Raw genomic sequence first — 833 nt, forward strand, 5'->3', positions numbered from 1 at the left:
CCGATGATCGCCATTAACACCACCGCGGGCACGGCATCTGAGATGACCCGTTTCTGCATCATTACCGATGAAGTACGCCACATAAAAATGGCGATTGTGGATAAGCACGTTACGCCGCTGCTGTCCGTTAATGACTCCTCGCTGATGGTCGGCATGCCGAAGTCCCTGACAGCGGCAACCGGTATGGATGCGCTGACCCACGCCATTGAAGCCTACGTGTCTATTGCTGCAACGCCGATTACCGATGCGTGCGCGTTGAAAGCGGTCACCATGATTGCGGAAAACCTTCCGGTCGCCGTTGCAGATGGCAGCAATGCTCAGGCGCGCGAAGCCATGGCTTACGCGCAGTTCCTCGCGGGCATGGCCTTTAACAACGCTTCTCTTGGTTATGTGCACGCAATGGCGCACCAGTTGGGCGGCTTCTACGATCTGCCGCACGGTGTATGTAACGCAGTGCTGCTGCCGCATGTGCAGGTCTTCAATAGCAAAGTGGCTGCCGCTCGCCTGCGTGATTGCGCTGAGGCAATGGGCGTGGATGTTGCTGGCTTGAGCGCAGAGCAAGGGGCGGAAGCCTGCATCGCGGCGATCCGCGAACTGGCGCAGAAAGTGAATATCCCGGCCGGTCTGCGTGAGTTGAACGTGAAGGAAGAGGATATTGCCGTACTGGCGACCAATGCTCTGAAAGATGCCTGCGGTTTCACTAACCCGATTCAGGCGACTCATGAAGAAATCATGGCGATTTATCGCGCAGCCATGTAATTCGTGATACCTGTCGTAAAGCAGTAAATGGCTGGCGAATAATTCGCCAGCCCCGTCTACCCTTGTAGTACCCC

1 protein-coding gene is annotated in these 833 nt (G+C 56.3%); it reads left to right on the forward strand.

Annotated elements, in window-relative coordinates; genetic code table 11:
- Positions 1-759 (forward strand): iron-containing alcohol dehydrogenase (locus FDW87_RS22525; protein WP_252363157.1); only part of this gene is annotated, 759 nt, incomplete at its 5' end.
- Between the last annotated feature and the right edge of the window lie 74 nt (positions 760-833).

Origin of the sequence: Citrobacter sp. wls826 (assembly GCF_005281245.1) — a bacterium.
In the GTDB taxonomy this organism is placed as follows: Bacteria; Pseudomonadota; Gammaproteobacteria; order Enterobacterales; family Enterobacteriaceae; genus Citrobacter; species Citrobacter braakii.